The following is a 24,802-nucleotide window of genomic DNA, read 5'->3' as shown; positions in this document are numbered from 1 at the left end:
CGATGTGCGGGACGGCGATCAGGCCATGTAAGGCACGCGCGAGATCACGTTGATGGCACGGAATTCGGCAATCCAGCCCGCGACCTTGGAGTGAGACCACTCGATATGCCGGCGCAACGTTGCCGCCGCGGCGTCACCGTCGCGCGCCCGCAAGGCCTCGATGATCACCAGATGCTCGTCCATGAAGGAATCGATCTGCGGCGCGGTCAGCGCCACCTGAATGTGCTTGCCGATCACGAATGCGCAATGGGTGCGCTTGAGCGCCTCGATCATCTCGCGATTGATGCCGTAACCCAGGCAGTGGATATGCAGATCGCCCTCGATCTCGTCGAGCTCGCCGACGCCGACGCGGCTGCGGAATTGAATGCCCTCGCGCAGCCGCTCCGCCATCCGATCGAGCAGCGCGGCGGGAATCTTCGCCGCAGCGGATTTGAGCAGCAGCGGCTCGAGGGTTGCGCGCACCTCGAAGATGTCGCGAAGCCTATCTTCGTCTAGTGGCACGACATACCAGTGCGCCTTGGCGCCTTTTTCCAGGATTCCGATCGCCTGTGCGCGGAGCAGCAGGTTGCGCGCCACCGTGCGTCCGACCCGGAAATGCCGTGCCAGCGCCAGCTCGCTGACGCGGAAGCGTCCGAACAGCGACCGGTAGATGATCTCGCGTTCGAGCTTGTAATAGAGTTCGTCCCAGGCGTCGCTGCGCACGGCCTCGACCGGCCCGTCGGTCAGCCCGAACATCTCGGGCGTGATCGGGACACGGCGCGGTTCGACCTTGCGTTTGCCGGCGATGACGCCGCGGCCGTCGAAGCGGCGCACCAGGCCGATATGCTCGAGCTGTTCGAAGGCCTGCCGCACCGGCGAGCGGCTGGAGCCGAACAAGGTCGCGATCGCCGATTCGGAAAGCACGGTGCCGGCGGGGACGTCGCCGGTCCGGATGTGCCTCGCCAATGCGCTCTTGATCAGCGCGTAGGCCGGCTGTTTCCGTCTGGTCTGCGATTTCGCTCTTGGAATCGACATCGATGACTGCCCGTCGGTCACATGATCACGTGATCGCGTCAGGGATGTTCGTAGCAGGCATTTACGCACCGTTACCAGCGGACTTTTGGCTATTGCGTGCAATGTGCAATCATGTTTAGCTAGCCAAGCGCCAGATTGATGGCCGCCGTTGCGCGTCTCGTGCGCTGCAGCGGCGTTCACGTTTGTTCGTCGCGCCGATTGACGGCCGCGGATAGAACAACAAATCGACGCGTCAGCTCGTCTCAACGCAGCCGACAGCAAGTTCGGCGCATCACAGGGAGGATTGAATGAAACTGACGAGGCGTGAATTTTCCGCCGGCTTGGCGGCAGGTCTCGCTGCACCTGCGCTGATGCGCAGCGCGTGGGCGCAGGGCGCGACCATCAAGATCGGCATGTGCGTGCCGGTGACTGGACCGGCCGCGGAGCAGGGCCTGTGGGCCCAGAACGGCGCCAAGCTGGCGCTCGCGGCGGTCAACAAGGCCGGCGGCGTGCTTGGCAAGCAGGTCGAGCTCGTCATCGAGGACGACCAGACCACCAATCCGGGCATCGTGCTGGCATTCTCCAAGCTCGCCGCGCAGTCCGATATCGTTGCCTTCCTCGGCTCGATCCGCTCGACCCAGGTGCAGGCGATGGCGCCCGACGTGATCAAGGTCGGCAAGCCCGTGATGATCGGCGGCACCAATCCCGATCTCACCCATTCCGGCAATCCCTGGCTGTTCCGCTTCCGCCCCAATGACAATTACTCCGGCCGCGTGATCGCCGATTTCGGCGTCAACACGCTCGGCAAGAAGAAATGGGCGATCGTGCATTCCACCGACGCCTTCGGCACCGCGGGCGGCAAGGCGCTCACGGAAGCGCTGACCAAGCTCGGCGCGCCGCCGGTACTCGACCAGGGCTACGCCAACCAGAGCCAGGACTTCACTCCGGTCGTGCTGGCCGTTAAGCAGTCCGGCGCCGACGTGCTCGGCACCTACTTCACCTTCGAGAACGACCTCGGCATCTTCGCCCGGCAACTGCGCCAGCTCGGCGTCAATATCCCCTGGGTCGGCTCGCCCTCGGTGGTGGCGGTCTCCTCGACCAAGCTCGCAGGTCCCGCGCTGTTCGGCACCTACGGGGTCGCCGACTTCGCCGAGGACTCGAGCGATACCGCGAAGGCGTTCGGCAAGGCCTATCGCGATGCCTACAAGACTGCGCCCGACAACCAGAGCGCCTGGCCGTATGACGCGATCACGATCCTGTCAGCGGCGATCAACAAGGCCGGCTCGACCGATCCGACCAAGATCCGCGAAGCCATCCTGGCGACGCAGAAATTCGCCGGCGCCGAAGGCGAATACAATTTCGACAAGAACGGCGACGGCCTGCACGGCTACAATGTCGTGAAGAACGATAAGGGCAAGATCGTCTACGACAAGCACATCGACTTCAACGATTGATCTGACCGGGTTGGGAGGCACGAATGGATGGGCTCCCTCCCCCCTTGCGGGGGAGGGTTAGGGAGAGGGGTAAGCCGCACGGGCGGAATTCGTGGCTTACCCCTCTCTCCAACTCTCCCCCGCAAGGGGGGAGAGAGCCCTACCACCTCCCGAACGACAATCACTCCGATCCGGCTGGTGCCGGGATGTTCGCTTCGCCTTTCAATCGAGCGCTGTCATGGATCTGGTTCTCCAACTGCTCTTCACCGGCATCGGCATCGGCGCGGTCTACGCGCTGGTCGCGCTCGGTTTCGTGCTGATCTTCCGCGCCACCAACGTGGTGAACTTCGCACAGGGCGAATTCTCGATGGTCGCCGCCTATCTGATGGTGGTCTGCGTCGAGCTCGGGCTGCCATATTGGCTGTCCTTTGTGATCGCGCTCGCCGGCATGGCGCTGCTTGGCGTCATCTTCAATCTCGGCGTCTACTATCCGCTGCGCCATCGCACCTATCTGCCCGTCATCATCGCCACGATCGGCGCCTCGATCCTGCTGTCGAACTCGGTGCTGGCGATCTACGGTCCGCAGCCGCAGGTGCTGCAGGGATGGTTCGAGACGCCCGGCATCCAGCTCGGCCCGGTTTATCTCGACAGCCAGTATCTGTTGATCATCGGCGTCACGATCCTCCTGGTGCTGTTCAATTTCTGGTTCTTCGAGAAGACGCTGCTCGGCAAGAAGCTGCAGGCGACCTCGCAAGACAAGGAGATGGCCTCGCTGCTCGGCATTTCCGTCTCCACCATGATCATGATCACCTTCATCTATTCGGCGGTGCTCGGCGGTCTTGCCGGCATCCTGGTCGCGCCGGTGCTGTTCGTCTCGATCCAGATGGGTTCGACGATCGCGCTGAAGGCGTTTGCCGCGACCATCATCGGCGGTTTCGGCGATGTCGCCGGCGCCATCGTCGGCGGCCTGGCGCTCGGTGTCATCGAGACGTTCGGCGCCGCCTATATTTCGGTGCCGTACAAGGACGGCTTTGCCTTCCTGGTGCTGATCGCCTTCCTGGTGTTCCGGCCGCAGGGCATCTTCGGCGAACGTGTCGCGGAGAAAGCATGAGCGCCAGCGACAACATGATTCCGGCGCCCGCCGTGCGCTCGAAGCCGCTGATCATCCGGCATCTGCCGTATTTCCTCGGCGCCGCGGTGCTGGTGGCGCTTGCCGCCAGCATGCAGTTCGACGGCTACGTGCTCAACATCCTGCTGCAGGCCACGACCTTCTCGATCGCGGTGTTCGGGCTGTCGGTCGTGCTCGGCCTGTGCGGCCAGATCAACCTGGCGCAGGCCGCGTTCTTCGGTTTCGGCGCCTATGCGGTCGGCCTCGGGACAGCGGACCTGCATCTGAATTTCTGGCTCTGCCTGGTCGGCGGCTGCGTGATCGCGCTGATCGCCGGCGCGTTCCTGGGCATGTCGACGTTGCGGCTCGGCGGGCATTACCTTGCCATGGTGACGATCTCGTTCCAGCAGATCGTGACACTGGTGATGATCAATGCCATCGGCGTGACTCACGGACCCGACGGCGTCGCCAACATTCGCCGGCCCGAGCTGTTCCAGTCCTCGCAAAGTTATCTGGCTTTCTGCGTCGCGATGCTGGCGATCGTCGGCTATCTGGTCTGGCACCTGCCTGACACCAAGCTTGGCCGCGCCATGCGCGCGGTGCGCGACAACGAGCTCGCGGCCGGCGTCAACGGCATCGACGTGTTTCGCACCAAGGTCTCCGCCTTTGCGGTGTGCGCGGCGCTCGGTGGCCTCGCGGGTGGCCTGTTCGCCGGCGGTTTCGCCTATGTCAGCCCGGATCAGTTCTCGTTCGCAGAATCGATCCAGTTCCTGACCATGTCGCTGCTCGGCGGCGTGGCCTCTCCGATCGGCTCGGCGATCGGCACTGGGCTCCTGATCCTGATCCCGGAATGGCTTCGCTTCCTGAAGAGCGTGCCCGGCCTCTATCTCGCCATTTACGGCCTGTCCGTGATCCTGATCATCCGCTTCATGCCCGATGGCATCTGGGGCTTCGTGTCTGATGCGTTCACCCGCTGGCGCGCCCACACCGGGGCGCCGCCGGTTGCCGGAGCCCTCCAGCTCAAGCCGGCGACCACTGGCGGCGACATCGTGCTCGAAGTCACCGGGCTCTCGAAGCATTTCGGCGGCCTCAAGGCGGTCGACGGCGTCGACATCGCGGTGAAGCGCGGCAGCGTGCACGCGCTGATCGGACCGAATGGCTCCGGCAAGACCACGACGCTGAACGTGCTGTCCGGGCTCTACAAGGCCACATCGGGCAAGATCGTGCTCGACGGCACCGACATCACCAGCATGGCACCGCATCAGCGCACCGCCGCAGGTCTCGGACGCACCTTCCAGAACATCCGCCTGTTCCGCTCGATGACGGCGCTGGAGAATGTCGAGATCGGCGCCGAACGGCCCGGCAACACCATGATCGGGAAGGGCGATGACGCGCTGACCGAGCGCGCGATGGAGGCGTTGACTTTCGTCGGCCTCGGCAACCGCGCCAACGAGCTGATCTCGAGCTTCTCCTACGGTCATCAGCGCCTGATCGAGATCGCGCGGGCGCTGGCGTCGAACCCGACCTTGCTGCTGCTCGACGAGCCGGCTGCCGGCCTCAACTCGACCGAGAAGCTCGAACTGCATGAGCTGCTCAAGCGCATCGCGGCGCAAGGCCTCACCATCCTGATCATCGATCACGACATGACCCTGGTCTCGGAAGCCGCCCAGCACATCACCGTGCTGAACTTTGGACGCCGCATTGCGGATGGCGAGTCGATGGCGGTGCTGCGCCATCCCGACGTCGTCTCCGCCTATCTCGGGAGCGAATGATGCCGCTGCTCGAAATCCGTAATCTCGTGGTCCGCTACGGCGAGATCGAGGCGCTGCGCGGCGTCACCATCGCCGTGGAGCAGGGGCAGGTGGTCACACTGCTCGGTGCCAATGGCGCCGGCAAGTCGACCACGCTGCGCGCGATCTCCGGCCTCGCCAAGCCGGCCTCCGGCGACATCATGTTCGACGGTCAATCGATCGCCGGTCTCGGGCCGGAAGCGATCGTCCGGCTCGGCATCTCGCACGTGCCGGAGGGCCGGCGGGTGTTTCCGGGCCTCACCGTGAAAGAGAACATCATGCTCGGCGCGTCGAACCGTAAGGTCGGGGCGTCGCAGATCTCGCGCGAGGCTGACGCGATGTTCGACCTGTTCCCCGACATCCGCGCCTTCTCCAACGCGCTCGGCTGGACGTTGTCCGGCGGCCAGCTGCAGATGGTCGCGGTGGCGCGCGGGCTGATGGCCAAGCCACGGCTGCTGCTGCTCGACGAGCCCTCGCTCGGCCTCGCGCCCGTGATCGTGCAGGCGGTGTTCCGCATCATTTCGCAGATCAGGAAGGACACCACGGTCTTGCTCGTCGAGCAAAATGCGCGCATGGGACTTTCAGTCGCCGATCACGGTTTTGTTCTCGAAACCGGGCGGATCGTGCTGGGCGGCAAGCCCGACGAATTGTGGGGCAATGAAGCCATCGCCGCGGCCTATCTCGGCGGCCACGCCAAGTCCCACGCCTGACAACTCACTGTGCTGTATCGAGCGAGCTAGTTTTTCATGGTCACCATCAAGGTCGATAACCTCATCAACTTCGTGTCCGAGGTGTTTTCCCATTCGGAGTCCTCTCCGGAAGAGGCTAAGCGCATCGCGACTTACCTTACGACGGCGAATCTCACCGGGCATGACAGCCACGGCGTGATCCGCGTGCCGGTATATGTCCGGTGGAAGAAGATGGGCTCGATCGTGCCGAACCAGACGCCTGAGGTCGTGGTCGACACGCCGTCGCTCGCGGTGGTCGACGGCAAGTTCGGCTATGGCCAGACCGTCACCCCGATTGCGGTCAAGCTCGGCATCGAGAAGTGCAAGAAAGCGGGGCTTGCCGCCGTCGCGCTGCGCAACTCCGGCCATCTCGGCCGCGTCGGCGACTGGGCGGAGATGGCCGCCGCCGAGGGACTTGTTTCGATTCATTTCGTGACCGCGGCGGGCTCGCTCTTGGTAGCGCCCTATGGCGGCGTCGAGAAGCGGCTGTCGACCGCGCCCTATTGCGTCGGCATTCCGCGCCAGGGCCAGGACCCGATCGTGCTCGATTTCGCGACCTCGGTCGTCGCCGAAGGAAAGGTGCTGGTTTCAAGCCGCGGCGGCAAGAAGCTGCCGCATGGCGCGCTGGTCGATGCCGACGGCACGCTGAGCGAGGATCCGCACGTGCTGTATGGTCCGTACACGCCGGACGGGCCGCGCGATCACACCAAGGGGACCGGCGCGATCCGCGCCTTCGGCGATCACAAGGGCTCCGGCCTCGCGTTCATCTGCGAGCTGCTCGGCGGCGCGCTGACCGGCACCGGCGCGACCTCGTCGGACCGCCGCTTCGCCAACGGTATGATGGCGTTCTACATCGATCCCAAGGTGATCGACACCAGCAATTTCTTCGATGGCGAGATCACCCGCTACACCGATTTCATCCGCGCCACCAAGCCGATCGCGGGCACGGATTCCGTACTGGTTCCAGGCGATCCCGAGCGGAAAACCCGTGCCGATCGCACCAGGAACGGCATCCCCTTGCCTGACGACACCTGGGCGGCGATAGTGAATACCGCGCGCGAAGTCGGCGTCAGCGAAGTCTCGATCCAGCGGGCGACCAGCTGAGGTCCGCCCTCCAAGAAAACCTTCAAGAAAGCCCTCAAGAAACACAAAAGGAAACGTGATCAATGGCAAACAAGGTCAAGCAGGTCTGGGCATCGGGCAAGGCGGTGGTGAACGCGTGGCTTGCGATCCCCTCCGGGTTCTCGGCCGAAGTGATCGCGCAATGCGGCTTCGACAGCGTCACCGTCGACATGCAGCACGGTGTGCAGGACTATCAGTCGATGGTGCAGTGCTTCCAGTCGATGCATGCCCATCCGGTCACGCCGATGGTCCGCGTGCCCTGGAATGAGCCCGGCATCATCGGCAAGGTGCTGGATGGCGGCGCCTATGGCGTGATCTGCCCGATGGTCAACACGCCGCAGGAAGCCAAGAATCTCGTTTCCTACGCAAAATATCCGCCGAAGGGCGTGCGCTCCAACGGTCCGATCCGCGCCGGCATGTACGGCTCGGCCGGCACCTATCAGCAGACCGCCAACGACGAGATCGTGCTGCTGCCGATGATGGAGACCAAGACCGCGGTCGAGAACATGGAAGCGATCCTCGATGTCGAAGGCATCGACGGCGTCTATATCGGCCCGTCCGATCTCGGCTTCTCCTACGGCCTGGTGCCGAAGCTCGATCGTGACGAGCCGGAGATCCTCAAGATCTACGAGAAGATCATCAAGGAATGCGGCAAGCGCGGTCTCAACCCCGGCATCCACTGCTCCGGCGCCGAAGGCGCGGTGCGCGCGATCAACATGGGCTTCAAGCTCGTGACGCTGTCGAACGAAGTGGGCCTGATGCAGGTCTACGCCAGGATGCAGGTCAACCAGACCCGCGAGAAGTCCGGCGGCAAGGCGTAAGCACTTGTTTGCTCCCTCGCCCCGCGCTTGCGGGGAGAGGGTTGGGGTAAGGGGCCTCCATCCGGCGAGCACCATCGTTGCAATGACTTCGTGCCTCGCCCCTCACCCGGATCGCTGACGCGATCCGACCTCTCCCCGTAAAGGACGGGGAGAGGTGAAGAAAGACAAAGGAGAACTCCGATGGCCTCGGCTCAAACGATCCGCCTGCACGCCGACGACAGCGTCCTGATCGCGCGCGCGAGCCTGCCGCCGGGGTTGGAGGTGACCGAGGGCGTCACCACGCTCGATCGAATCCCGGCCGGCCACAAGGTCGCGATCAAGCCGATCGCGACAGGCGAGCCGATCAGGCGCTATGGCCAGATCATCGGCTTTGCGACGCAGGCGATCGCGCCCGGCCAGCACGTGCACACCCAGAATTGCGGTATGGGCGATTTCGCCAAGGACTACGCCTATGGCGTCGACGTCAAGCCGGTGCCGAACTTCGATCTGCCGGCGACCTTCGAGGGCATCCGCCGCGCCGACGGCCGCGTCGCGACGCGCAACTACATCGGCATCCTCACCTCGGTGAATTGCAGTGCCCATGTCGCCGGGATCGTCGCCGACATGTTCAAGAAGAATCCGTTCACCGGCGACAACCCCCTGGCCGATTACCCGAATGTCGACGGCGTCGTCGCGCTGACCCACAAGACCGGCTGCGGCATGACCCAGGACGAGCCGCTGGCGCTGCTTCGCCGCACGCTCGGCGGTTACGCGCGGCACGTCAATTTCTCCAACGTCATCGTGCTCGGCCTCGGCTGCGAGGTGAACCAGATCGGCGGCCTGATGGCCGAGCAGAAGCTCGCCGGCCGCCTGCGCGCGATGGACATCCAGGAGGTCGGCGGCACGCGCAAGACGGTCGAGGCTGGCGTCGCCTTCGTCAAGGAAGCGCTCACTGACGCCAACAAGGTCAAGCGCGAGGCGGTGCCGGCGAGCGAGCTCACCGTGGCGCTGCAATGCGGCGGCTCGGATGGTTACTCCGGCGTGTCGGCCAATCCGGCGCTGGGTGCCGCGAGCGATCTGCTGGTCCGTCACGGCGGCACGGTGATTCTCTCGGAGACGCCGGAGACCTACGGCGCCGAGCATCTGTTGACCCGCCGCGCCGTCAGCCGCGAGGTCGGCGAGAAGCTGGTCGGCCTGATGCGCTGGTGGGAGGAATATACCCAGCGCGAAGGCGCCGAAATGAACGCCAATCCGAGCCCCGGCAACAAGGCCGGCGGCCTCACCACCATCCTGGAGAAGTCGCTCGGCGCGATGGCCAAGGCCGGCAGCACCAACCTCGTCGACGTCCTTCACTACGCCGAGCCCGTCACCAAGAAGGGTTTCGTGTTCATGGACACGCCCGGCTACGACCCGGTCGCAGCGACCGGGCAGGTCGCCGGCGGCGCCAATCTCGTCTGCTTCACCACCGGCCGCGGCAGCGTGTTCGGTTGCAAGCCGGCGCCGTCGATCAAGCTCGCCACCAACACGCCGATGTACAAGCGGATGGAAGACGACATGGACGTCAATTGCGGCACCATCCTCGACGGCGAGGAGAGCGTGCAGGAATGCGGCCAGCGCATCTTCGACCTCATCCTCAAGACCGCCTCAGGCCAGCCGACCAAGAGCGAGAGCTTCGATTTCGGCGGTGCCGAGTTCGCGCCGTGGGTGCTCGGCGCGACGATGTAGTCTCCGCGTAGCCCGGATGGAGCGCAGCGAAATCCGGGACTCTCGCCGTGGATGAAGATCCCCGGATTACGCTTCGCTTCATCCGGGCTACGGACTGGACGGAGGAAACATGCGCGCACGTCGATTGAGTTTCTTCGGATGCCTCGCATTTCTGGCCGCTTTGAGCCTTGGCGCCGGTTCGGCTGACGCCGCAACCATTGTTGCGCTAGGCGCGAGCAACACCTATGGCAAGGGCGTGGCGCGCAACCAGGCCTATCCGGCGCAGCTCGAAGCGATTTTGCGCGCCAAGGGATTGAACGTCCGCATCGTGAATGCCGGCATCAATGGCGACACCACCGAAGGGATGCTGCAACGGCTCGACCGGGTAGTCCCGAACGGCACCCGTGCGCTGATCCTGCAGCCGGGCGGCAATGACCGGCGCAAGCTCAGCCCTGACCGCACGGCGGATATTCAAAGCCGGCTGAGCGCCCGTGGCATCACGGTGATCATGCTGCCGAACGGGATGCTGGGTGGACTCCCCCATCAGCCTGATGGCGTGCACTTGACCCCCGAAGGCTATCACATGCTCGCCGAGCAGCTCGCCTCGCAAGTCTCTGGCGCGATCGGCCGCTAGTCCCGTAGCCCTCACCTTGGGCACCCCATGCCCGTTGTTAGTGCTTGATGTCGACCGGAACCAGTGTTCTGCTCAAAAAAGCTGCTGGAGTCCCTGGTCCGTGTCGATATCAGTCGCACTGCATCACGTCACTCACTACAAATACGACCGGCCGATCGATCTCGGGCCCCAGACCATTCGGCTCCGGCCCGCGCCGCACACGCGCACGCCGATCACAAGCTATTCGCTCAAGGTCACGCCGGCCAATCACTTCGTGAACTGGCAGCAGGATCCGCAGGGCAACTGGCTGGCGCGCTACGTCTTCCCGGAGAAGGCGACCGAGCTCAAGGTCGAGGTCGACTTCACCGCTGAGATGACCGTGGTCAATCCGTTCGACTTCTTCGTCGAGCCGTACGCCAACAGCTTTCCATTCGAATATCCCGGCGATCTCAAGGCCGAGCTCGCACCGTACCTCGAGGCCGATGAACCCGGCCCGTTGCTCGCGGCGTATCTCAAGGAGATACCGCGCAAGGCTGACAGCACCGTCAATTTCCTGGTCGAGCTGAACGCGCAGCTGCAGAGGCGGATCGGCTATACCGTCCGCATGGAGACCGGTGTGCAGACGCCGGAGGAGACGCTTGCCGCGAACTCCGGCTCCTGTCGTGACTCGGCCTGGCTTTTCATCCAGGCGCTACGCCATCTCGGGCTCGCCGCGCGTTTCGTCTCCGGCTATCTCATCCAGGTACGGCCGGACATTGATCCGCTCGAAGGGCCGCGCGAGGTCGAAAACGATTTCACCGATTTGCATGCATGGGCGGAAGTCTATCTGCCGGGCGCGGGCTGGATCGGCTTCGACGTCACCTCGGGCATGCTGACGGGCGAGGGGCATATCCCGGTCTGCGCCACGCCGCATTACCGTTCGGCGGCGCCGATCTCCGGCACCGCAGGCGCCGCCAACGTCGAGTTCGGCTTCGAAATGAACGTGACGCGGGTGCGCGAAGCGCCGCGCATCACCAAACCTTTCTCCGATCAATCCTGGGCGCGGCTTGACCAGGTCGGCGAGCGCGTCGATGCCGACCTTGCGGCGCACGACGTGCGGCTCACCATGGGCGGCGAGCCGACCTTCGTCTCGGTCGACGATCTGGAATCGCCGGAGTGGAATGTCGCCGCGGTCGGTCCGACCAAGCGTGCGCTGGCCGATGAATTGATCCGCAAGCTGCGCGCACGGTTCGCGCCGGGCGGGCTGCTGCATTACGGCCAGGGCAAATGGTACCCCGGCGAGAGTCTGCCGCGCTGGGCGTTCGGCCTCTACTGGCGCAAGGATGGCAAGCCGATCTGGAAGAATGCCGACCTGATCGCTTCAGTCGAAAATCCGGGCAAGGCTGAGATCGCCGATGCGGAGCGCGTCGTAATCGGCATCGCCGCGCGGCTTGGCCTGAAGGCTGACTACGTCATGCCGGCTTACGAAGACACTGCGTTCTGGCTCGAGCGTGAGGCCGGCCTGCCTGCCAATGTCAGCCCTGCGAATTCCAAACTGACCGATCCGGAAGAGCGCGCGCGGATGGCGCGGGTGTTCGATGAGGGGCTGACCTCGCCGAAGGGTTACGTGCTGCCGATCCAGCGCTGGAGCCCGCTGGGCGATCGCGTGCCGGCGCGCTGGCGCAGCGAGCGCTGGAAGATCCGGCGCAGCCATCTGTTCCTGTTCCCGGGCGATTCCCCGCTGGGCTTGCGGCTTCCGATCTCTTCGCTCGAACACGTCCCGCCGGACGATTTTCCCTACATCATCGAGCAGGATCCGATGGCGCCGCGCGATGCGCTGGGGGAGATCGATCCAGAGCTGAAGCAGTCGCTCGAGGATATCCCCGAGCCGCTGCCGGTGCGCACCGCGATGTCGATCGAGGTGCGCGACGGCGTGCTGTGCGCCTTCATGCCGCCGGTCGAGAAGGTCGACGACTATCTCGATCTGGTCGCGGCCATCGAGGCGACCGCCGAGGACCTCGAGCTGCAGGTCCATGTCGAGGGCTACGCACCGCCATTCGATCCGCGCATCGAGGTGATCAAGGTGACGCCCGATCCAGGTGTGATCGAGATCAACGTGCAGCCGGCACAGAGCTGGCGCGAGGCCGTCGACATCACCCTTGGCCTCTATGAGGACTCCGCGAAGACGCGGCTGGGCGCCAACCGCTTCCTGGTCGACGGCCGGCACACCGGCACCGGCGGCGGCAACCACATCGTGGTCGGCGGCAGCAGGCCGGAGGATTCCCCGTTCCTGCGCCGGCCTGACCTGCTGAAGAGCCTCGTGCTGTATTGGCAGCGGCATCCGTCGCTGTCGTATCTGTTCTCGGGCATGTTCATCGGCCCGACCAGCCAGGCGCCGCGCATCGACGAGGCGCGGCACGATGGGCTCTATGAACTGGAGATCGCGCTGTCGCATGTGCCGCCGCCGGGCATGGATGCGCCGCTGTGGCTGGTCGACCGGCTATTCCGGCACATCCTGGTCGACATCACCGGCAACACCCATCGCGCCGAGATCTGCATCGACAAGCTCTATTCACCCGATGGTCCGACCGGCCGGCTCGGCCTGGTCGAATTCCGCGCGCTCGAAATGCCGCCCGACCCGCGGATGTCGCTGGCGCAGCAGCTCCTGATCCGTGCCCTGATCGCAAAGCTGTGGCGTGAGCCGCTGGAGGGCAAGTTCGTGCGCTGGGGCACCACGCTGCATGACCGCTTTATGCTGCCGCATTTCCTGTGGGAGGATTTCCTCGGTGTGCTCGCCGAGCTCAAGCAGTTCGGCTACGACGTCGAGCCGGAATGGTATCGGGCACAACTCGAATTCCGTTTCCCCGCCTTCGGCCACGTCCATCACGGCGGCGTCGGCCTCGAGCTGCGGCAGGCGCTCGAGCCCTGGCATGTGCTCGGCGAGGAGGGCACCTCAGGCGGCACTGTGCGCTACGTCGATTCGTCGGTCGAGCGGCTCCAGGTCAAGGCAACAGGTTTTGTCGAGGGCCGCCACGTCATCACCTGCAACGGCAGGCGGATGCCGATGACCGAGACCGGCCGCGCCGGCGAGGCCGTTGCCGGTGTCCGCTTCAAGGCCTGGCAGCCGGCCTCCGGCCTGCATCCGACCATTCCCGTGCACGCGCCGCTGACCTTCGACCTGATCGACACCTGGAACGGCCGCTCGCTCGGCGGCTGCGTCTATCACGTCGCCCATCCCGGCGGCCGCAACTACGAGACCAAGCCGGTCAATTCCTACGAGGCCGAGGCGCGGCGGCTGGCACGCTTTCAGGACCACGGCCACACCCCCGGCAAGATTGAAACACCGCCGGTGGAACGCACAATTGAGTTTCCCTTGACCCTCGACTTGCGGACGCCGCTCCTGCACTAATTGGCCGCAGGGGAAGTGCAATGACAGTGTCGGGTGGCCAAGGCGGTAGTCAAGGCAGCAGTCAGGAGAGCAGGGCCCGTCCCGGCCAGCGCCGGATGGCGCAATGGACCCGCGACTATGTCCGGCTGCCCGGCATTCCCGACGAATACATTGCCGACGACGGCGCGCCGCGGCCGGCCTGGGCCCGTTTCTTCGATGCCTTTGCCGCGCTGTCGCCGTCCGATATCGAGCGCCGATTTGCTTCCGCCGACCGCCATCTGCGCGAGGCCGGCGTCACCTATCGCGCGCCCGGCGACACCTCCGACCGGATCTGGCCGCTTAGCCATCTGCCGCTGATCATCGACGCGGCCGACTGGCGGCAGCTTGCCGCCGGCGTCGCGCAACGCGCGCAGCTCTTGGAAATGGTGCTGGCCGATCTCTACGGCGAGGGCCGGCTGGTCACTGACGGCGCCATCCCGGCGGCCGCGATCGCCGGCAGCAGCGAATATCTGCGCGCGGTCAGCGGTATCAAGCCGCCGGGCGGCCGCTATCTGCATCTCTACGCCGCCGACATCGGCCGTGGGCCTGACGGCCGCTGGTGGGTGCTCGGCGATCGCACGCAGGCGCCGTCGGGCGCGGGCTATGCGCTGGAGAACCGCCTGGTGCTGTCGCGCGCCTTCTCCAACCTCTACAAGTCGATGAATGTCGAGCGCGTTGCGCCGTTCTTCGAGGCGTTCCGCGATTCACTGCGCGCCAGCGCCGATCGTGACGAGCCGCGGATCGGCCTGCTGACGCCGGGCGCGTTCAGCGAGACCTATTTCGAGCACGCCACGCTGGCGCGTTATCTCGGCTTCCTGCTGGTCGAGGGCGACGATCTCGCGGTCTCCGGCGACCGCGTCCACATCCGCACCGTTGCCGGATTGAAGCGGCTCGACGTGCTGCTGCGCCGGGTCGATTCCAACATGCTCGATCCGCTCGAGCTCGATGCCTCCTCCTATCTCGGCGTGCCCGGGCTCGTCGAGGTGCTGCGCAAGGGCGGCGTCGTAGTCGCCAACATGCCGGGCTCGGGCGTGATGGAGGCGAAGGCGCTGCTCGGCTTCCTGCCCAATCTGTGCCGGCGGCTGCTCTCTGAAGACCTGATGATGCCGCATATCGCGACCTGGTGGTGCGGCCAGAAATCCGCCCGCGAGGAGGTGCTGTCGCGGCTCGACGAATTCGCGATCGAGGGCGCTTATGGCCGCGGCGTTGCGGATTTTCCGGGCCACGGCCCGGTGCTGCCGGGCGAATTGTCGGCTGCCGATCGCGACCGCCTGAAGGATGCGATCAGCCATCGCGGCATCGACTATGTCGGACAGGAGCTGGTGCGGCTGTCGACGACGCCAGTGTGGGAGAACGGCCGCATTGCGCCGCGTCCGTTCGTGCTGCGGGTGTTCGCGGCGGCGACGCCTGATGGCTGGACCGTGTTGCCCGGCGGCTTCTGCCGGATTGCCGATCGGGCGGATGCGCGCGCGGTGTCGATGGGCGATGGCGCGGTGTCCGCCGACGTCTGGGTGGTCTCCGACAAGGCGGTCGCGACCTCGACCCTGCTGCCGGCGGTCGACACCGTCCGCATCCGCCGCATCGCCGGCGTGCTGCCGAGCCGCGCCGCCGACAATCTGTTCTGGCTCGGCCGCTATCTCGAGCGCGCCGAGGCCACCATTCGCCTGATCCGTGCGCTATGCACGCCGCTGCGCGATCCCGCGCGGGCGAATGCAACCGGCCCGACACCAGCGATGCATTCGGCCGAGCGCATCCAGCGCATGCTGGTGACCTGGGGCGCGGCCTCGCAGACGGCGCGCGCCAATCCCGCCAAGGTCGCGCTTGAGGCGTTGCAGAGCGAGGAGAAGTTCGGCTCGGCGCTGTCGTTGGTGCGATCGGCGCAGCGCACCGCCACCTCGCTCCGCGAGCGGCTGTCGCCGGACGCCTGGCAGGTCATCACCGAGATGGCCGATCGGCTTGCGATCGAGGTTCACGACGATGACGGCGTCGTCAGTGCCGCCGAGCTGACCCTGCAGGAGCTCGCAAGCTTCGCTGGTCTCGCGCAGGAGAACATGAACCGCGCGGCCGGCTGGCGCTTCCTCGAAATGGGCCGCCGCGCCGAGCGTGCCATCAACACCACGCGCTTTGCCCGCCAGTTCGCCTATGACGAAGCCGGTGACGAGGATCTCGACGTCCTGCTGACGCTGGTCGATTGCCAGATCACCTATCGCTCGCGCTATCTGGTGCAGCCGCTGCTCACGCCGGTGCGCGACCTCGCCGTGCTCGACCCCTACAATCCGCGCTCGGTCGCATTCCAGGTCGCGGCGCTGAACGAGCATATCGCCGCGCTGCCGAGCCTGAAGGAGCACGGACTGATCGAACGGCCGCAACGGCTTGCGGTCGCGGTCGAGGCGATGTTGACGACGGCCGAAGCTCGCAGCCTCGACGTCAAGACGCTGTTTGCGCTGGAGCAGGACCTGCTCAACCTCTCCGATGCGATCGGGCTGCATTATTTCCCGCACGGACCGAATGCCAGCCGGCCGGAGAAGCTCACGGGGCTGGCGTGATCTACGACATCCGTCACGTCACGACCTACAGCTACGAGACCCAGGTCAGCTTCGCACGCTGCTCGCTGCGGCTGGAGCCGATCAGCGGCGACGGGCAGCAGCTCATCTCGCACTCGGCCGATATCCGCCCGAAGCCTGCCGAGCGTACCGCGCGGCGCGATTTCTTCGGCACGCTGACCGAAAGCGTGCTGATCGAGACCGCGCATCGCAGCCTGCGCATCGATTCCCGTTCGCGGGTCTCGGTCGCGCGGCGGCCGCCGGCGCGTGACGCCGTCAGCCCGCCCTGGGAGAGCGTGCGCGATCAAGCGTTCGAGGCCTTGAGCCTCGATGCAGCCTCGCCGGTCGGCTATGTCTTTGCCAGCGCGCTGGTGCCGGTGCTGCGGCCCGTGACGGCGTATGCCTCCGCGAGCTTTTCGCCGGATGGTGGTATCCTCACTGGAGCCGCCGACCTGATGCGCCGCATCCGCAACGACTTCAAATACGATCCCAAGGCGACTGTGATCTCGACGCCGCTGCGTGACGTGTTCGAGAAGCGCCATGGCGTCTGCCAGGACTTTGCCCATGTGATGATCGCGGGCCTGCGCGGTCTCGGTCTGCCCGCGGCCTATGTCAGCGGCTATTTGCGCACCATTCCGCCGCCGGGGCAGCCGCGGCTGCAGGGCGCCGACGCAACCCATGCCTGGGTGTCGGTCTGGTGCGGCCACGCGCTCGGCTGGGTCGGGTTCGATCCCACCAACGATCTGATGGTCGCCAACGACCACATCATCCTCGCCATCGGCCGCGACTTCGCCGACGTCTCTCCGGTCGACGGCGTCATCGTCGGCGCCCGCAAGCAGAAGCTCAGCGTCGCGGTCGACGTGCTGCCGGTGGAGTGATCGGAGCGGGGCGAGACCTCGATCAGGCGACGTGCCGCTTGCCGGATTTGTCCCATCCGACCGGGCTGACCACGACACGGTCGCGGCCTTCAGCCTTGGCTTGATAGAGCGCGAGGTCTGCGGCCTTGAGCAGGTCGCGCGACGTGCGCTCGTGGTCTGGCACGAGGCAGGACACCCCGATACTGACAGTCGGCAGCTCGGGCTCGGATTCACGCGCGGCCGTCAATTTCGCGCGAATCTGTTCGGCCATCTCCAGTGCGCCGGCCTTGCCGATGCCGGGTAGCAGCACCGAAAACTCCTCGCCGCCGTAGCGCGCGCCGAGATCGGTCACGCGCTTGGCGCCGGCTGCGATGCATCGCCCCACCGTGGCGAGTACGGCATCGCCGGCCTGATGCCCGTAGCTGTCGTTGAAGGCCTTGAAATGATCGACGTCGATCATCAGCAGCGAAACCGATGACTTCGCGCGCATGCCGCGCCGCCATTCGACGTCGAGCGTATCGTCGAGGCGGCGGCGGTTGGCGAGGCCGGTCAGCGCATCCGTGCTCGCAAGGTGCGCGAGCCGGCGTTCCGCGGCGGCCCGCCGCTTGAGAGCGGCCAGCAGGTAGAACATCAGAACGATCGAGAGGCCGCAGAGCGCAGCCACCACGCTGCCGATCAGCCAGAGCTGCTGCCACCAATCGGCATAGATGCCGTCAAGCGAGAGACCTTCGGCGATGATCAGGCGATGGTTGCCGATCGCCTGGAAGACATAGAGCCGGCTGACATGATCGACGAGCGATTTCGTCATGTAGGAGCCGGATTGCCGTGCCGGATACTGCTTGAAGACTTGTGAGTCCTTGATGCTTTGCCCGATCTTGCTGATCTCGAACGGTGCGCGCATCAGCATGACGCCATCGGTATTGAACAGCGCCATGCTGTCGCCGAGGCCGAAGTTGAGCTTGCGAAACAGGTTGTGGAAATAGCTGAGCCGCATGCTGCCCGCGACCACGCCGGCAAAGGATCCGTCGTCATTGCTGATGCGGCGGCTCAGGCTGATCAGATATTCGCCCTCCGGCGTAACCCAGGGAGTGCTGATGAACAGTCCGTGATCCGCCTGGGTCCGATGCACCTGGAAGAAGTCCCGATCGGCGAAACTTGCGGTCCGCGGCGTCAATGTCCGGGAATCCAGCGTAACGTCGCCCGCGGCATTCAGCACGAAAATCGAGCCGAGATCCTTGGCGGTGGCGGCGCGGTCGAACAGTACGACCTGGCGCAGCTCCGGGCTGACCTTGGCGAGCTCCGGCAGCTTGACGCCGTCGGCGACCGCCTGCAGCGACAGGTCATAGAGCTCGATGTTGCGGTCGATCTCGCTGGCGATGGAGGCGACCAGGTTGGTCGCGCCTTCCTTGGCGTGCCGGTAGTCCTTATCCGCCATTTCCCAGAGGATCGATGCGCAGATCGCCGAAAAGCCCAGAACGAGGCCGATCCCGAGCGCCAGCAGCCGTTTGGTCGGCACCGCCTTCGGCTTTGGCAAAAGCCCGTTCATCGCACGCTTCCACTTCCCCCCGCGCCCCCGCGCTTTGACGTTTTCTATGGGGGCATCAAATTGAGAAAGGCGACCTGAAGCGCAGGCAATTTATGCGCGTGCGTTGGAGGAGTTTTAACCATCCAGGGACCTGTCGCGCATCCTCGGCGGATCGCGCGATCCGTTCAGGTTCCGGTCCGGCGCAGGCCGTCTGCGGCGTCGACGCGCAGGTTGCGGAAGAATTGCTCGACCTCGCGCGACAGCGTCTCGGCCGTTGCGGTCAGATCGCTCGACGCCGCGAGCACCGACTCCGCCGCCTTGCTGGTCTGGTCCATGTCGTCGCGGAGCGAGCCGACGTTTGTGACCAGGGTTTCGTTGCCCTGGGCGGCCATCTGCGCGTTGGCGGAGATTTCGCGGGTCGCTGCATCCTGCTGGCCGATCGCGCTTGCGATGTTCGCGGTGACGTCGCTGATCTCGCGCACCGCCTGGCCGATCTCGCGCACGGCGGCGACCGAGTTGCGGGTGGAAGCCTGGATCAGCCCAACATTCTCGCTGATCTCGGCGGTTGCCTTGGCGGTCTGCCCGGCCAGCGCCTTGACCTCGTGTGCGACCACGGCGAAGCCGCGGCCGGCATCGCCGGCGCGGGCGGCTTCGATGGTGGCGTTGAGCGCGAGCAGATTGGTCTGCTCGGCGATCGCCTGGATCAGGTTCAGCACGCCGTCGATGCGCTGGGTGGTAGCGGCGAGGCTCTCGATCTCGGTGATCGAGCGGTCGGTGCGCACGCCGGCCTGATCGACCGCGCCGGAAGACTGCTTGACCTGGCGGCCGATCTCCTCGACCGACGCAGAGAGCTCTTCGGCCGCGCCCGCCACCGCGGAGACGTTGCTCGAGGCCTGTTCGGTGGCGCCGGCCGCCGCAACGGCCCGGCCGTTGGCGTCGGCCGCGACGGTCGCGATGGTCTGCGCGGTCTGCCGCATCGTTGCGGCGTTGTCGTGCACTGCGCGGAGCACCTCGCCGATGGTGCCGCGGAATGCGTCGACGAAGCTCTCGATGTGCCGGCCGCGCGCGTCGCGGGCCTCCGAATCCTGCAGGACTTGCGCGTTCAGGCTGCGATTGCGGTCCATCGCCTCCTGGAACACCTTGATGGCACGAGCCAGCGCACCGATCTCGTCGCTGCGGCCGACATGGGGCACTTCGACCTGGTCGGCGCCTTCGGCGACCTGCTTGATGGTCGTGGTGATCTGCGACAGCGGCCGCGCCACCGATCGGGCGATGATCAGCACGCCGAGCACCACGACGATCAGGGCGGCTGCGCCGAGCCCGGTCAGCAGCAGCGCCAGCGCACGGTTGGCGTCGGTCTGGTGCGCCAGCCGCTTGCTGCGCTCGGCATAGACCTTGGAAAGCGCCTCGAGATCCTTGTTCAGTGCGGTGCGCACGTCGCGGTTGGCGTCGTTGTCGCCCCACTCACGCCCGGCTGCGGCGCCGATCTCGATGCCGCGGCGAACCAGCTCCTTGCGAAATTCGACGAACTGCTCGATGCGCTTCTTGAAAACCGCGAACTGCGCGGCGTCGTCGGCCTGCACCAGGGTTTCCCAGTTCCTGACCACGCCGAGGATGCGCTCGTTGAAGGCCAGCAGCCCGGCGCCATATTTCTTCACCGCGGCCGGATCGGTCGACATGTAGATGCCGCGGGATTCCATCACCACGGCATAGACCAGCGAATTGACCCGTTCGACATTGAGCGCGGCGCGGCTTGCGAGGTCGACTGCCTCGGTCAGCTCGGCGTTGCGCCGCGCGTTGTGGTCGGACAGCAAGGTGATGGCCGCGGTCAGCACCGCAATCAACGCAAACGTCGAGTACAGCCGCGCAGCAAGCGAGAATCGGGATGCCATCGGAGGCCGGGATGTGGAGATGGGGGATGTCGCTGGGGCAGGCATTGCGGGCACTCCAAGAGGCCGGGGAGTACCTTCGGCCAATTAAAGCTTATGCAAAATCTTCATGGACAATCTCTTAACAGGGGCGCTTTGCGCAGCCGCAACCGTTGAAATCTCTAAATAATCCCAAAGTCTTAGGTGCAGCGTCGGGCTGGCGGGCCCGGCCGCCTTGCCGCGCTGTTGAATGACGGTCCGCCATCACCATCATTCATCAACATCCCCGCCGTACGGCAGCGAAGCTGATGGCACGACTTTCGCAAAGAGGTGCTAGGTTACGCCGCCACAAGTCCTTGACGCGAACTCCCATGCTCTATCGTCACACCATCGACGCCACCAATTATGCATTCGATGATCTGCGCACCCTGCTTGCCAAGGCCTCGCCGCCGCGTTCCGGCGACCGCCTGGCCGGCATCGCGGCCGACAGCGCGGAGGAAATGATCGCCGCACGGCTGGCGCTCGCCAACGTGCCGCTCAAGCAATTCCTCGATGAGCCTGTCATCCCCTATGAGGACGACGAAGTCACCCGCCTGATCCTCGACAGCCACGACGTTGCCGGCTTCCTGCCGGTGTCATCGCTTACCGTGGGCGGCTTCCGCGACTGGCTGCTGTCCGATACCGCCACCTCTGATGCGATCAGGAAGATCTCGCGCGGCATCACGCCGGAGATGGTGGCAGCGGTGTCGAAGCTGATGCGCAACCAGGACCTGATCCTGGTCGCGAAGAAATGCGAAGTGACGACCCGCTTCCGCAATACCATCGGTTTGCGCGGCCGCATGAGCACGCGGTTGCAACCGAACCATCCCTTCGACGACCCCAAGGGCATCACGGCCTCGATCCTCGACGGGCTGCTGCTCGGATCGGGCGATGCCTGCATCGGGATCAATCCGGCAAGCGACGATCCGAAAGTCCTCGGAACGCTGCTGCGGCTGTTGGACGACATCATTACGCGGCTCGAAATTCCGACCCAGAGCTGCGTCCTCACCCACGTCACAACCACGCTCGGGCTGATCGGGCAGGGGCTGCCGGTCGATCTCGTGTTCCAGTCGATCGCCGGCACCGAGGCGGCCAACCGCAGCTTCGGCGTCGACCTCTCGCTGCTGCGCGAGGCGCGCGAAGCCGGGCTGTCGCTCCGCCGCGGCACGGTCGGTGACAATGTGATGTATTTCGAGACCGGCCAGGGCTCGGCGCTATCGGCCAACGCCCATCACCAGGTCGACCAGCAGACCTGCGAGGCGCGGGCCTATGCCGTGGCGCGCGCGTTCGATCCGCTGCTCGTCAACAGCGTGGTCGGCTTCATCGGTCCCGAATACCTCTATGACGGCAAGGAAATCATCCGCGCCGGGCTCGAGGATCATTTCTGCGGCAAGCTGCTCGGCCTGCCGCTCGGGATCGACGTCTGCTACACCAACCATGCCGAGGCCGATCAGGACGACATGGACAATCTCCTGACGCTGCTCGCGGCCGCCGGCGTCAATTTCATCATGGGCGTGCCGGGCGCCGATGACGTTATGCTAAACTATCAGTCGACATCGTTTCACGACGCGCTCTACGTCCGCGACCTGTTCGGCCTGACGCGGGCGCCCGAATTCGACGACTGGCTGGCGCGCGTCGGCCTTGCCGGGCAGGACTTCCGCCTCATTGCCGATGCGGGGCGGCTGCCCGACCTTGCTGCCGGGCTCTTGACCTGACGGGATAGCGAAATCCTGCAGAGCAACTATCTCACCGTTGTGACGTTAGGTAGTGCCACAATGTTGAAGAATTTCTGGCCCAGCGTTCCACGCCATGGTTAGATTTGCACGTGCTTCGGGGTCGTTTGATGAGAGCTGAGGGCATAAAGACAGTACGGCGTATCCTCTGCGTCTTTCCGCGCTATACGTCGTCGTTTGGGACCTTCGAGCACTCCTACGCCCTGACCGATGGCGTCAAGGCGTTCATGCCGCCCCAGGGCCTGCTGCTGATCGCCGCATATCTTCCGGAGAACTGGTCGGTCCGTTTCGTCGACGAGAACCTGCGTCCGGCGACGACGGAGGATTTCGAGTGGGCGGAAGCCGTGTTCGTCAGCGGCATGCACATCCAGCGCCAGCAGATGAACGACATCTGCCACCGCGCGCATGATCATGACCTGGTGGTCGCGATCGGCGGCCCCTCGGTCAGCGCCTGCCCGGATTACTATCCCGCATTCGACTACCTTCATGTCGGCGAGCTCGGCGACGCCACCAATGAGCTGATCAAGCGCCTGGCGGAGGATACCAGCCGTCCCGATCAGCAGGTGGTGCTGAAGACCATCGACCGGCTGCCGATGACGGATTTCCCGCTGCCGGCCTATGAGCTCGCCGAAACCAAGAAATACTTCCTCGGCAGCATCCAGTTCTCCTCGGGCTGCCCCTATCAGTGCGAGTTCTGTGACATCCCCGGGCTCTACGGCCGCAATCCGCGTCTGAAGTCGCCGCAGCAAATCATCGCCGAGCTCGACAAGCTGCGCGCATGCGGCGCCACCGACACCGTCTATTTCGTCGACGACAATTTCATCGGCAACCGCAAGGCGGCGAGCGAGCTGCTGCCGCATCTGATCGAGTGGCAGAAGCGGACCGGCTATGTCACCCGGCTCGCCTGCGAGGCGACGCTCAACATCGCCAAGCGCCCCGAGATCCTGGAGAAGATGCGCGAAGCCTTCTTCGTGACGATCTTCGTCGGCATCGAGACGCCGGATCCCGACGCACTGAAGGCCATGCACAAGGATCAGAACATGATGGTTCCGATCCTGGAGGGCGTGCGTACCATCAATTCCTTCGGCATGGAGGTCGTCTCCGGCATCATCATGGGGCTCGATACCGACAAGCCCCAGACCGGCGACGCGCTGATTTCCTTCGTCGAGGAGTCACAGATTCCGCTTCTGACCATCAACCTGCTGCAGGCGCTGCCGAAGACGCCGTTGTGGGACCGGCTTGAAAAGGCGGGGCGGCTGGTCGATGACGAGGGCCGCGACTCCAACGTCGAGTTCCTGCTGCCGTATGAGGACGTGGTCAGTTCCTGGCGCAAGTGCATGGAAGTTGCCTACGAGCCGAAGAAGCTGTTCGATCGCTATCTGCATCAATGCAATTACACCTACGCCAACCGCATCAAGGTGCCGGTCAGCCCGGAGATGAAGAGCTGGGCCAACATCCGACGCGGCCTGATCATGCTGCGCAACATCTTCTGGAAGGTCGGCGTGCTCGGCGACTACAGGCGCGTGTTCTGGAAGTTTGCGCTCGGCCGGCTCAAGCGCGGCGACATCGAGGGGTTGATCTCGGCGACGCTGGTTGCGCATCATTTGATCACGTTTGCGCGTGCAGCCTCCAGCGGCCGGCAGAACGCCTCGAACTACTCGATCCGGCTGCGCGAGGCCTCCGTTCCCGCCGAATAGCAGCATGACGACACCGCCGGCGCCATCGCCCCCATCGCTTCCCGATTTGCGCGACCTCACGCCGGCGCGCGTCGGTCTTGGAAGGTCCGGCGCCAGCCTGCCGACCGATGCACTGTTGTCCTTCACGCTCGACCACGCGCGCGCCCGCGACGCCGTGCATGCGGCGTTCGATGTCAGTGGGATTGCGGCCGGTCTTGCCGGCCTCGGCCTCACGCCGCGGCAGGTGTCGAGCCAGGCGCACAGCCGCCGCGACTATCTGCGCCGGCCCGATCTCGGGCGCATGCTGGATTCCGCATCCCGGCGGTCGCTGGAGAGCAGCGGCATCAGCGCGTGCCCCTGTGCCGTCGTGATCGGGGACGGCCTGTCGCCGACCGCGGTCAATGTGCATGCCGTCGAACTGATCCGACATCTCCTGTCGCAGCTCGCGGCTGATAGAATCGACGCCGGTGCGGTGATCGTCGCTTCGGGGGCGCGGGTCGCGCTCGGCGACGAGATCGGCACCATCCTCGGCGCCCGCATGCTGGTGATGCTGATCGGCGAACGGCCCGGCCTGTCCGCGCCCGACAGCCTTGGCGCCTATCTGACCTTCGCGCCGCGGATCGGTCTCACCGATGCCGACCGCAACTGCGTCTCCAACATCCACCGCGCCGGGCTGAGCTATGCCGAAGCCGCGTTCAAGATCGCGTGGCTTGTGCGCGAAGGCCTGGCACGCCAGATCACGGGGGTCGCGTTGAAGGATGAAAGCGGCGGTGGATCGTTCCGGAATGCGCTACCCGGGTGTGGCAAATCAGATACTTAATGGCTGATATCGGTGGTTCCCCGCTGATTTGCCTCGAGTCGCAC

17 protein-coding genes are annotated in these 24,802 nt (G+C 65.2%); 14 read left to right on the top strand and 3 right to left on the bottom strand.

All coding sequences use genetic code 11. The annotated features are described in order from the left end of the window. Positions 1-18: 18 nt before the first annotated feature. Entirely contained in the window at positions 19-1,014 is a 996-nt protein-coding gene (locus tag BRSPCE3_RS04985) for a GntR family transcriptional regulator (RefSeq protein WP_244064572.1), read from the bottom strand. A gap of 287 nt (positions 1,015-1,301) precedes the next feature. On the opposite strand from BRSPCE3_RS04985, the gene BRSPCE3_RS04980 reads away from it, so the two are divergent. The 11 genes from BRSPCE3_RS04980 (at position 1,302) to BRSPCE3_RS04930 (ending at position 17,118) form a co-directional block, all read left to right on the top strand. Beyond that, complete coding sequence (locus BRSPCE3_RS04980; RefSeq protein ID WP_244064571.1) at positions 1,302-2,447, top strand: ABC transporter substrate-binding protein; 1,146 nt, start codon at positions 1,302-1,304, stop codon at positions 2,445-2,447. Positions 2,448-2,664: 217 nt separating this feature from the next. Beyond that, positions 2,665-3,537: a branched-chain amino acid ABC transporter permease gene (locus BRSPCE3_RS04975; RefSeq protein WP_244064570.1), complete on the top strand. Its 873-nt coding sequence runs from the start codon at positions 2,665-2,667 to the stop codon at positions 3,535-3,537. Continuing rightward, positions 3,534-5,306 carry an ATP-binding cassette domain-containing protein gene (locus BRSPCE3_RS04970; protein WP_244064569.1) on the top strand — a complete coding sequence of 591 codons (1,773 nt, stop codon included), beginning with the start codon at positions 3,534-3,536 and terminating at the stop codon, positions 5,304-5,306. Before BRSPCE3_RS04975 ends, BRSPCE3_RS04970 begins: the two co-directional genes overlap by 4 nt. Next, complete coding sequence (locus tag BRSPCE3_RS04965) at positions 5,306-6,034, top strand: ABC transporter ATP-binding protein (RefSeq protein ID WP_244064568.1); 729 nt, start codon at positions 5,306-5,308, stop codon at positions 6,032-6,034. The genes BRSPCE3_RS04970 and BRSPCE3_RS04965 overlap by 1 nt, the downstream gene beginning before the upstream one ends. 36 nt (positions 6,035-6,070) lie before the next feature. Beyond that, positions 6,071-7,156, top strand: coding sequence for a malate/lactate/ureidoglycolate dehydrogenase (locus BRSPCE3_RS04960; protein WP_244064567.1), 1,086 nt, complete (start codon positions 6,071-6,073; stop codon positions 7,154-7,156). Between the two features lie 62 nt (positions 7,157-7,218). After that, the gene (locus BRSPCE3_RS04955; RefSeq protein WP_092125098.1) at positions 7,219-7,995 is read left to right on the top strand and encodes an HpcH/HpaI aldolase/citrate lyase family protein; all 777 of its coding nucleotides are present in this window, start codon (positions 7,219-7,221) and stop codon (positions 7,993-7,995) included. Between the two features lie 180 nt (positions 7,996-8,175). Next, on the top strand, positions 8,176-9,699 hold the full coding sequence (locus tag BRSPCE3_RS04950; protein WP_244064566.1) for a UxaA family hydrolase: 1,524 nt from the start codon (positions 8,176-8,178) through the stop codon (positions 9,697-9,699). Positions 9,700-9,808: 109 nt separating this feature from the next. After that, on the top strand, positions 9,809-10,312 hold the full coding sequence (locus BRSPCE3_RS04945) for a GDSL-type esterase/lipase family protein (protein WP_244064565.1): 504 nt from the start codon (positions 9,809-9,811) through the stop codon (positions 10,310-10,312). A gap of 100 nt (positions 10,313-10,412) precedes the next feature. Continuing rightward, positions 10,413-13,679, top strand: coding sequence for a DUF2126 domain-containing protein (locus BRSPCE3_RS04940; protein ID WP_244064564.1), 3,267 nt, complete (start codon positions 10,413-10,415; stop codon positions 13,677-13,679). Positions 13,680-13,774: 95 nt separating this feature from the next. Beyond that, the gene (locus BRSPCE3_RS04935) at positions 13,775-16,243 is read left to right on the top strand and encodes a circularly permuted type 2 ATP-grasp protein (protein ID WP_375709867.1); all 2,469 of its coding nucleotides are present in this window, start codon (positions 13,775-13,777) and stop codon (positions 16,241-16,243) included. Then, positions 16,240-17,118, top strand: a complete 879-nt coding sequence (locus tag BRSPCE3_RS04930) for a transglutaminase family protein (RefSeq protein ID WP_244064562.1) — start codon at positions 16,240-16,242, stop codon at positions 17,116-17,118. The genes BRSPCE3_RS04935 and BRSPCE3_RS04930 overlap by 4 nt, the downstream gene beginning before the upstream one ends. A gap of 22 nt (positions 17,119-17,140) precedes the next feature. Here the strand turns inward: BRSPCE3_RS04930 and BRSPCE3_RS04925 are convergent, their stop codons facing one another. Further along, the gene (locus BRSPCE3_RS04925; protein WP_244064561.1) at positions 17,141-18,643 is read right to left on the bottom strand and encodes a sensor domain-containing diguanylate cyclase; all 1,503 of its coding nucleotides are present in this window, start codon (positions 18,641-18,643) and stop codon (positions 17,141-17,143) included. Positions 18,644-18,807: 164 nt separating this feature from the next. Continuing rightward, positions 18,808-20,514: a methyl-accepting chemotaxis protein gene (locus tag BRSPCE3_RS04920; protein WP_244064560.1), complete on the bottom strand. Its 1,707-nt coding sequence runs from the start codon at positions 20,512-20,514 to the stop codon at positions 18,808-18,810. Between the two features lie 347 nt (positions 20,515-20,861). On the opposite strand from BRSPCE3_RS04920, the gene BRSPCE3_RS04915 reads away from it, so the two are divergent. The 3 genes from BRSPCE3_RS04915 (at position 20,862) to eutC (ending at position 24,758) form a co-directional block, all read left to right on the top strand. Beyond that, the gene (locus BRSPCE3_RS04915) at positions 20,862-22,244 is read left to right on the top strand and encodes an ethanolamine ammonia-lyase subunit EutB (RefSeq protein WP_244064559.1); all 1,383 of its coding nucleotides are present in this window, start codon (positions 20,862-20,864) and stop codon (positions 22,242-22,244) included. A 128-nt stretch (positions 22,245-22,372) separates the two neighbouring features. Next, positions 22,373-23,959 carry a B12-binding domain-containing radical SAM protein gene (locus BRSPCE3_RS04910; protein WP_244064558.1) on the top strand — a complete coding sequence of 529 codons (1,587 nt, stop codon included), beginning with the start codon at positions 22,373-22,375 and terminating at the stop codon, positions 23,957-23,959. Positions 23,960-23,963: 4 nt separating this feature from the next. After that, positions 23,964-24,758: an ethanolamine ammonia-lyase subunit EutC gene (eutC, locus tag BRSPCE3_RS04905; protein WP_244064557.1), complete on the top strand. Its 795-nt coding sequence runs from the start codon at positions 23,964-23,966 to the stop codon at positions 24,756-24,758. Positions 24,759-24,802 lie beyond the last annotated feature (44 nt).

Source organism: Bradyrhizobium sp. Ce-3, assembly GCF_022835695.1.
GTDB lineage: Bacteria > Pseudomonadota > Alphaproteobacteria > Rhizobiales > Xanthobacteraceae > Bradyrhizobium.
The sequence above is the reverse complement of the archived record's forward strand: the minus strand, read 5'-3'. Positions and strand labels throughout refer to the sequence as shown.

What these genes read in the sequence shown, in the direction of transcription:
- BRSPCE3_RS04970 (WP_244064569.1), top strand. Translation starts at nt 3,534, where the DNA reads ATGAGCGCCAGCGACAACATGATTCCGGCGCCCGCCGTGCGCTCGAAG.
- BRSPCE3_RS04985 (WP_244064572.1), bottom strand. Translation starts at nt 1,014, where the DNA reads ATGTCGATTCCAAGAGCGAAATCGCAGACCAGACGGAAACAGCCGGCC.
- BRSPCE3_RS04925 (WP_244064561.1), bottom strand. Translation starts at nt 18,643, where the DNA reads ATGAACGGGCTTTTGCCAAAGCCGAAGGCGGTGCCGACCAAACGGCTG.
- BRSPCE3_RS04965 (WP_244064568.1), top strand. Translation starts at nt 5,306, where the DNA reads ATGCCGCTGCTCGAAATCCGTAATCTCGTGGTCCGCTACGGCGAGATC.
- BRSPCE3_RS04955 (WP_092125098.1), top strand. Translation starts at nt 7,219, where the DNA reads ATGGCAAACAAGGTCAAGCAGGTCTGGGCATCGGGCAAGGCGGTGGTG.
- BRSPCE3_RS04975 (WP_244064570.1), top strand. Translation starts at nt 2,665, where the DNA reads ATGGATCTGGTTCTCCAACTGCTCTTCACCGGCATCGGCATCGGCGCG.
- BRSPCE3_RS04935 (WP_375709867.1), top strand. Translation starts at nt 13,775, where the DNA reads ATGGCGCAATGGACCCGCGACTATGTCCGGCTGCCCGGCATTCCCGAC.
- BRSPCE3_RS04980 (WP_244064571.1), top strand. Translation starts at nt 1,302, where the DNA reads ATGAAACTGACGAGGCGTGAATTTTCCGCCGGCTTGGCGGCAGGTCTC.
- BRSPCE3_RS04945 (WP_244064565.1), top strand. Translation starts at nt 9,809, where the DNA reads ATGCGCGCACGTCGATTGAGTTTCTTCGGATGCCTCGCATTTCTGGCC.
- BRSPCE3_RS04960 (WP_244064567.1), top strand. Translation starts at nt 6,071, where the DNA reads ATGGTCACCATCAAGGTCGATAACCTCATCAACTTCGTGTCCGAGGTG.
- BRSPCE3_RS04950 (WP_244064566.1), top strand. Translation starts at nt 8,176, where the DNA reads ATGGCCTCGGCTCAAACGATCCGCCTGCACGCCGACGACAGCGTCCTG.
- BRSPCE3_RS04920 (WP_244064560.1), bottom strand. Translation starts at nt 20,514, where the DNA reads ATGGCATCCCGATTCTCGCTTGCTGCGCGGCTGTACTCGACGTTTGCG.
- eutC (WP_244064557.1), top strand. Translation starts at nt 23,964, where the DNA reads ATGACGACACCGCCGGCGCCATCGCCCCCATCGCTTCCCGATTTGCGC.
- BRSPCE3_RS04910 (WP_244064558.1), top strand. Translation starts at nt 22,373, where the DNA reads ATGAGAGCTGAGGGCATAAAGACAGTACGGCGTATCCTCTGCGTCTTT.
- BRSPCE3_RS04915 (WP_244064559.1), top strand. Translation starts at nt 20,862, where the DNA reads ATGCTCTATCGTCACACCATCGACGCCACCAATTATGCATTCGATGAT.